Here is a 7,485-nt window from a genome sequence, read left to right on the forward strand (position 1 = left end):
AGGAGGCTGTCCGAGAATAGCGCCCGTAGCGAGGATGGCAGAAAATTGAGGATAAAAAGTCGGAAATTTTTAGTGAATAGCGGTTCTATTTACTAAAAATTTCCGATTTTTTAGACTAATTTGCTGCCACCGCAATAGGTCAGTCTATTCTCGGACAGCCTCCCAGGTTGACATAGATGGCTTCTTGAATAAAATAACGTAGCGTTCGGTGGGGTTCCCGAGTGGCCAAAGGGATCAGACTGTAAATCTGACGCGAAAGCTTCGCTGGTTCGAATCCAGCCCCCACCACCAGAAAATTTTACGTATCAAGCGAGTCTAAAACCAGGATTTGACACTGGATGCTGGTGTCATCTTTTGTAGAATCTTCGGATGTTTTGAAGCTACTGCATGATTAGCATCCGGTATCGTGGGTGTAGTTCAATGTGCGGGTATAGTTCAACGGTAGAACCTCAGCCTTCCAAGCTGATGATGCGGGTTCGATTCCCGCTACCCGCTCCAGTATAAGCCATTCTTGAGGAAAAGCTCTTATAGCTCAGTCGGTAGAGCGCATCCTTGGTAAGGATGAGGTCACCGGTTCAATTCCGGTTAAGAGCTCCATTTTCGAGAGGTGTTTGCCTGCATTTCCCGGATAGCCTCTTGGTGTGCTTGACAAGCTCAAAGGTTATTCAGGTTCGGTGATGGTATTTATAACTCATCGGCCCTGTTCTCAAAGTAGTTGCGATTTAGGCCAGTAGTTCAATTGGTAGAGCACCGGTCTCCAAAACCGGGGGTTGGGGGTTCGATTCCCTCCTGGCCTGCCACTCCCGATGATCAAGCTTCTGGGATGCTTGTTATCAGAGGTCTCTTTAACAAAGCCTGGACAGAGAAACTCAAGCTGATGAGCGGAAATTCTGAAATTGCGATTTCGGGCCGTCTGGACGGTCTCAAGTGGGGCATTGTAGCGGTTCTGGTTATTGTTGGTACTTACGGCAATTATTATTTTTCTGCTGAGTCGCTTCTTCTCAGGGTTGTTGGCCTGTTGGTAATTGCGGCAGTTGCCGGTTTTGTTGCTTTGCAGACGATAAAAGGTGTTGCCTTCTGGACGTTGCTGAAAGATGCCAAAACCGAGATTCGCAAGGTTGTCTGGCCTACTCGTCAGGAGACGGTGCAAACAACTCTGGTGGTTGTAGCTGTGGTATTAGTGATGGGTCTTATTTTGTGGGGGCTCGATTCTCTGCTAGGCTGGATGATCAGCAGCCTGATTTGATAAGGACAGGACATGGCGAAACGATGGTATGTGGTTCATGCCTACTCTGGATACGAGAAGCAGGTGTTGCGCTACTTGAATGAGCGTATCAAGCGTTTTGGTATGGAAGAGTATTTTGGCGAAATTCTGGTGCCCACCGAGGAAGTGGTAGAAATAAAAAATGGCCAGAAGCGTAAAAGTGAAAGAAAGTTTTTTCCGGGCTACGTGTTAGTTCAGATGGAAATGAATGAAGACTCGTGGCATTTGATTAAAGATACCCCGCGCGTTATGGGCTTTATTGGTGGTACCGCTGATAAACCTGCACCGATCACCGAAAAAGAGGCAGATGCTATTCTTCGTCGTGTGCATGAAGGTGCCGAGGCTCCAAGGCCGAAAACTCTCTTTGAGCCTGGTGAGATGGTTCGTGTAATTGAAGGTCCATTTGCCGACTTCAATGGTGTAGTGGAAGGCGTAAACTATGAGAAAAGTCGTCTCCAGGTTGCGGTAATGATCTTTGGTCGCTCCACACCGGTAGAGCTTGAGTTTGGCCAGGTTGAAAAAGTTTAGGCGCATTGAGAAAAAGTTTAGGCGCATTGAATTGTTCTTGTTGTCCCGCTTGCCAGCGGGGCTTTGTGTTTTTGGAGGGTGCAGTTGAGCCAAGTGCTTTGCCTGGTTTGATTCCTCCTTTTTGCGATGAAAAGAGATCGTTGTGTAAATTGCAATCATCTTAGTGTTTTTGCGCTGGTGCTTTCAGGATGATTTCTGTAGACTGCCTTGCTTTGTTGACGGGTAGCCAGAGAGTTTAATGCTTTTTCTTTGGGGATCTCTGGTTAAAGGGGGGTCCAAAGATGAGGGTTGAATGAGGCAGTGACCCATGTAGAGGTTAAAAATGGCCAAAAAAGTTCAAGCTTATATCAAGCTGCAAGTGCCTGCCGGGCAGGCAAACCCATCCCCACCGGTTGGTCCTGCTCTGGGGCAACACGGTGTCAACATCATGGAATTCTGTAAGGCATTTAATGCAAGCACCCAGAAAATGGATGCTGGTATGCCGATTCCTGTTGTTATTACTGTATACAGCGATCGCAGTTTCACTTTCGAAACCAAGACACCACCTGCCTCTGTTCTGCTGCTGAAAACTATGAAGTTGAAGAAAGGTTCTGGCCGTCCAAATACCGAGAAAGTCGGTACTGTGACTCGTGAGCAACTGCTTGAAGTTGCCAAAATCAAAGAGCCTGATCTGACGGCTGCTGACGAAGACGCAGCGGTACGTACCATTGCTGGTTCAGCTCGTTCCATGGGTCTGATCGTGGAGGGTGTTGAGTAATGGCCAGGTTATCAAAACGTGCGAAACTGATCGCTGAAAAGATCGACTCCACCAGGTCTTACGGCTTTGAAGAAGCAGCCAGCCTGCTGAAAGAGATCTCCAGTGTCAAGTTCAAGGAAACCATCGAAGTTTCTGTGAACCTGGGTGTGGATCCGCGGAAATCTGACCAGGTTGTTCGTGGCTCTACTGTGCTGCCTAACGGTACTGGTAAAGACGTTCGTGTCGCTGTGTTCACTCAGGGTGCTAACGCTGAAGCTGCCAAAGAGGCAGGTGCTGAAGTGGTTGGCATGGAAGATCTGGCTGAGCAGGTTAAAGCGGGTCAGATGGATTTTGACGTGGTTATCGCTTCGCCGGATGCGATGCGCGTTGTTGGTCAGCTGGGCCAGATTCTGGGCCCACGCGGCCTGATGCCTAACCCCAAGGTTGGTACTGTAACACCTAACGTTGCTGAAGCGGTCAGGAACGCCAAGGCGGGTCAGGTTCGTTTCCGCACTGACAAGAATGGTATCATCCACGCTGGTGTTGGCAAGATCGACTTCGAAGCGGCTGCCCTGAAGCAGAACGTTGAGGCATTGCTGGTTGATCTGAAGAAGCTGAAGCCTTCGTCCAGCAAAGGCGTTTACATGAAGAAAGTTACCCTGTCCTCCACCATGGGTCCGGGTTTGACTATCGACATGTCCACTCTTTCTGCTTGAGACTGTCTGCTAAAGACTCTCTGTGCAGGCAAAGAATTACTGAAATCTGGATTATCAGATTTCTGGCTGGTGCAGGCCAGCCGCAACCCTCTTTGGGGTCCCTGCTTCCATAGCTGGGGTCGTCAAAGATCGCAGGTGTCCGATACCGTGCCTGTTCATTCAGGGGCCTTTCTCCACAAAGGGTTATAGGTTCAGGGCTTAATGTCCTGCGTAGACGGTGAGTATGCGTTTTATCCAAAACGATATACACCCATCACCGTATTGTTAAGCGCTTAATGATTTATCTCAGATATGTCATAAGTGAAACTTCATAAATTTGGAGTAAAGCCCATGGCGTTAGGACTCGAAGACAAGAAGGCTATTGTGGCCGAAGTCAGCGAGGCTGCAGAAGGCGCTCTGTCGGCTGTAATCGCGGACTACCGTGGTCTTACTGTCAGTCAAATGACTGCTCTGCGTAAACAGGCCCGTGAAGGTGGCGTCTACCTGAAGGTAGTGCGTAACACCTTGGCCAAGCGTGCAGTAGAAGGTACTGAACTTCAGTGCCTGCAGGAAGTTCTGGTAGGCCCAACTGTGCTTGCTTTCTCTATGGAAGATCCGGGTGCCGCTGCGCGTCTGATGAAGGATTTTGCCAAAGAGAATAAAGAGCTGGACATCAAGGCGCTGTCTATTTCCGGACAGCTGCTGGGTGCAGAACAGATTGATGTTCTGGCCAAGATGCCTACTCTGGATCAGGCTCGCGCAATGCTGATGAGCGTAATGATCGCACCGGTAACCAAGTTGGCAAGAACTCTGAACGAGATTCCTGCAAGCGTTACCCGTGTTGTGGCAGCTGTTGCCGACGAGAAGAAGAAAGCCGCTTAACCCGTACTGGGTTGGTTTTCTTGCTTTTTTGCTTAAACACATTCCGGGGCTTGCTGTTTGTTTGCCCCAACCAAGATTTTTGGAGATATAAAGATGGCTCTGTCCAAAGAAGATATCCTGAATGCAATCGCTGAAATGTCTGTAATGGACGTTGTTGAACTGGTTTCCGCTATGGAAGAGAAGTTCGGCGTTTCCGCTGCTGCTGCTGTTGCTGTTGCCGCTGCTCCTGCTGAAGCTGCTGCCGCTGCTGAAGAAAAGACCGAGTTTGACGTAATCCTGGCTGAAGCTGGCGACAAGAAAGTTAACGTCATCAAGGTAGTGCGTGCTGCTACTGGTTTGGGTCTGAAAGAAGCCAAGGCGGTTGTAGACGGCGCTCCAGCTCCTCTGAAAGAAGGTGCTTCCAAAGAAGAAGCTGAAGAGCTGAAAAAGCAGCTGGAAGAAGCTGGTGCTAAAGTAGAAATCAAGTAATTTTCTACAAAAGCATTGCATAATCCCGGGTCTATTGCATAATAGGCTCAGGTGGCTGGTGCCTGCGAGGGTGCCGGCCTTTTTTCCGTTGTATGAGTTGTACCGTCTGAGTAACTGTATTTGTACGTAGATCTTTCCCTTAATCATGATGTCACCCACCCTCTTCAGTCTTTATTGTTGAACGGGTTGTATTGTGATGTTGATTGGGGGGGTGCTGTTTTGGCAGACAGTTGTGGCAGAGGTATGAGCCCGGAAAAGCCGTCACAGAAGCGGATCGATCTGGATAAGGCCTCTTGTTTTGGTGTAAAGCATTTAAATGCTGGGATTTTCCGGTAATCATAGTACCACTCCTGATCAAGCTGTGAGATGATGCGAGGTTTCTGTAGATAATTCAGGCGTTGTCCGTATTGCCCTGGACTTACATACCTGTTCGATCATTTTCGGGCAGTTTGATTACCGCTTTCGTTGCCTTGTGCGATGGAAGCGGTATTGCTGTTAAAGCAGGGTAGTAAATATGAATAAGGGTAGTAAATATGAATAATTGTATCAGATTGCTTTTTGGTCAGGCGCTGAAGCGAATACAACGGTTGATGTCTATAACGGCATGACAGTGCCAGCGATGTGCAAGTGTCTGTAACGACATCAAGAGTATCTGCAACACCTCAAGCGTGTCTGTGATACAGGTCAGCTGATGACCATAAAAGTTGAAAATTTATTGGTTTTGACAGGGAGCCACCCGCTCTCGAACTAACCTACTATGGCCAGGCGATGGCGCCTGAAGTCAAAAACAGGTAACCAGGCTGGGGAACGCTGATGGCATACTCGTATACAGAGAAAAAACGCATCCGCAAGGACTTCGGCAAGCTGCCGAGTGTCATGAATGTGCCGTATCTACTGGCGATTCAGCTTGATTCATATCACAAGCTGTTGCAGTCAGACAGGGAATCGGCAGCCAGAGAAGATATCGGGCTGCACGCAGCCTTCAAATCCGTCTTTCCAATCGTAAGCTATTCCGGCAATGCCGCCCTTGAATATGTTAGCTACAGACTGGGCGCTCCTGCGTTTGATGTCAAGGAATGCCAGCTAAGAGGCATCACTTACGCTGTACCCTTACGGGTCAAGGTGCGCCTGATTATCTACGATAAAGACTCCGCTAACAAAGCAATCAAGGACATCAAGGAACAGGAAGTGTACATGGGTGAAATTCCGCTCATGACTGATAACGGCACCTTTGTTATTAACGGTACAGAGCGTGTTATCGTATCCCAGCTGCACCGCTCTCCAGGCGTATTCTTTGATAATGACCGGGGTAAGACGCACTCTTCCGGCAAGCTACTTTATTCTGCCCGTGTTATCCCTTACCGTGGCTCCTGGCTGGACTTTGAGTTCGATCCAAAGGATCTGCTCTATGTCCGTATCGACCGTCGTCGTAAGCTGCCTGCCACTATCCTGCTGAGGGCTATCGGGCTTTCCAATGAAGAAATTCTTGAGGATTTCTTTGATTTTGTTGAATTCAATATTGGCGCTGAAAACGTCAGCACCGAATTTGTTGCCGATCGCCTCAGAGGTGAGGCAGCCAGCTTTGATATCTACGATAACGACGGTAATGTGGTGGTAGAACAAGGTCGTCGGGTAACAGCGCGACATATCCGCGACCTGCAAAAAGCCAACATCAAAAATCTCGAAGCACCCGTAGAGTATATCTATGGCCGTGTTCTGGCGAAGACCGTAATTCACAAAACCACCGGTGAAATCATTGTTGAGTGTAATACGGAAATTACCCCGGAAGTTTATGAAAAGCTGCTGTCTGCCGGTATCAAAACCGTAGAAACGCTGTTCATCAATGAGCTGGAATGTGGTCCGTTCATGTCTGACACCCTGCGTGCAGATACCACCACCAACCGTCTGGAGGCGCTCGTTGAAATCTACCGCATGATGCGCCCCGGTGAACCACCAACACAGGATGCGGCTGAAGCCCTGTTCCAGAACCTGTTCTTCTCAACCGAGCGTTATGATCTGTCTGCCGTCGGTCGAATGAAGTTTAACCGTCGTCTGGGTCGTGATGAAGATACCGGTTCCGGTGTTCTGGATAACTCCGACATTATTGATGTCCTGCGCATTCTGGTTGATATCCGTAATGGTAAAGGCGTCTGTGACGATATCGATCACCTGGGTAACCGTCGTGTACGTTCCGTTGGTGAAATGGCGGAGAACCAGTTCCGTGTCGGTCTGGTACGTGTTGAACGTGCCGTCAAGGAGCGTCTGAGCCTGGCGGAATCCGAAGGCCTGATGCCCCAGGATCTGATCAATGCCAAACCGGTGGCGGCGGCGATCAAGGAATTCTTCGGTTCCAGCCAGCTGTCCCAGTTTATGGACCAGAACAACCCGCTCTCCGAGATTACTCACAAGCGTCGTGTATCTGCGTTGGGCCCGGGTGGTCTGACCCGTGAGCGTGCCGGCTTTGAGGTTCGTGACGTACACGCCACGCACTATGGTCGTGTCTGCCCCATCGAGACCCCTGAAGGTCCCAACATCGGCCTGATTAACTCGCTGGCAACCTATGCCCGTACCAACGACTATGGCTTCCTTGAAGCGCCATACCGTCGTGTTGTTGATGGCAAGGTGACTGACGACGTTGATTACCTGTCCGCCATTGAAGAAGGTGAATATGTTATCGCCCAGGCGTCTGCTGCCATGGATGAGAACAAGCAGCTGACCGATGAACTGGTCGTTGTGCGCTACCGTGGTGAAGCCACCCTGATGAGCCCGGACAAAGTCCAGTACATGGACGTGTCCACCAAGCAGATGGTATCTGTCGCGGCCTCTCTGATTCCTTTCCTTGAGCACGACGACGCCAACCGTGCCTTGATGGGATCAAACATGCAACGTCAGGCTGTTCCCACCCTGCGGGC

The 7,485-nt window shown here is 49.6% G+C and carries 7 protein-coding genes and 4 tRNA genes; all 11 read left to right on the forward strand.

All coding sequences use genetic code 11. The features are described from left to right. Positions 1 to 207: 207 nt before the first annotated feature. A tRNA-Tyr gene (locus KDK14_RS08665) sits at positions 208 to 291 on the forward strand. A 133-nt stretch (positions 292 to 424) separates the two neighbouring features. After that, positions 425 to 498 (forward strand) — tRNA-Gly (locus KDK14_RS08670). 23 nt (positions 499 to 521) lie between these two features. Further along, a tRNA-Thr gene (locus KDK14_RS08675) sits at positions 522 to 597 on the forward strand. Positions 598 to 724: 127 nt separating this feature from the next. Then, positions 725 to 800: transfer RNA gene (locus tag KDK14_RS08680), tRNA-Trp, on the forward strand. 77 nt (positions 801 to 877) lie between these two features. Beyond that, complete coding sequence (secE, locus tag KDK14_RS08685) at positions 878 to 1,246, forward strand: preprotein translocase subunit SecE (RefSeq protein WP_257264698.1); 369 nt, start codon at positions 878 to 880, stop codon at positions 1,244 to 1,246. Positions 1,247 to 1,258: 12 nt separating this feature from the next. Next, positions 1,259 to 1,792, forward strand: a complete 534-nt coding sequence (nusG, locus tag KDK14_RS08690) for a transcription termination/antitermination protein NusG (protein ID WP_257264699.1) — start codon at positions 1,259 to 1,261, stop codon at positions 1,790 to 1,792. A 322-nt stretch (positions 1,793 to 2,114) separates the two neighbouring features. After that, the gene (rplK, locus tag KDK14_RS08695) at positions 2,115 to 2,549 is read left to right on the forward strand and encodes a 50S ribosomal protein L11 (RefSeq protein WP_257264700.1); all 435 of its coding nucleotides are present in this window, start codon (positions 2,115 to 2,117) and stop codon (positions 2,547 to 2,549) included. Further along, complete coding sequence (gene rplA / locus KDK14_RS08700) at positions 2,549 to 3,244, forward strand: 50S ribosomal protein L1 (RefSeq protein WP_257264701.1); 696 nt, start codon at positions 2,549 to 2,551, stop codon at positions 3,242 to 3,244. Before rplK ends, rplA begins: the two co-directional genes overlap by 1 nt. A 330-nt stretch (positions 3,245 to 3,574) precedes the next feature. Further along, positions 3,575 to 4,105, forward strand: a complete 531-nt coding sequence (gene rplJ, locus KDK14_RS08705; RefSeq protein ID WP_257264702.1) for a 50S ribosomal protein L10 — start codon at positions 3,575 to 3,577, stop codon at positions 4,103 to 4,105. Between the two features lie 93 nt (positions 4,106 to 4,198). Further along, entirely contained in the window at positions 4,199 to 4,573 is a 375-nt protein-coding gene (gene rplL, locus KDK14_RS08710) for a 50S ribosomal protein L7/L12 (RefSeq protein WP_257264704.1), read from the forward strand. Positions 4,574 to 5,386: 813 nt separating this feature from the next. Further along, positions 5,387 to 7,485: DNA-directed RNA polymerase subunit beta (rpoB, locus tag KDK14_RS08715; protein ID WP_257264703.1), on the forward strand; the 2,099-nt coding region annotated here is incomplete at its 3' end.

This window comes from Endozoicomonas sp. ONNA2 (assembly GCF_024606365.1).
In the GTDB taxonomy this organism is placed as follows: domain Bacteria; phylum Pseudomonadota; class Gammaproteobacteria; order Pseudomonadales; family Endozoicomonadaceae; genus Endozoicomonas.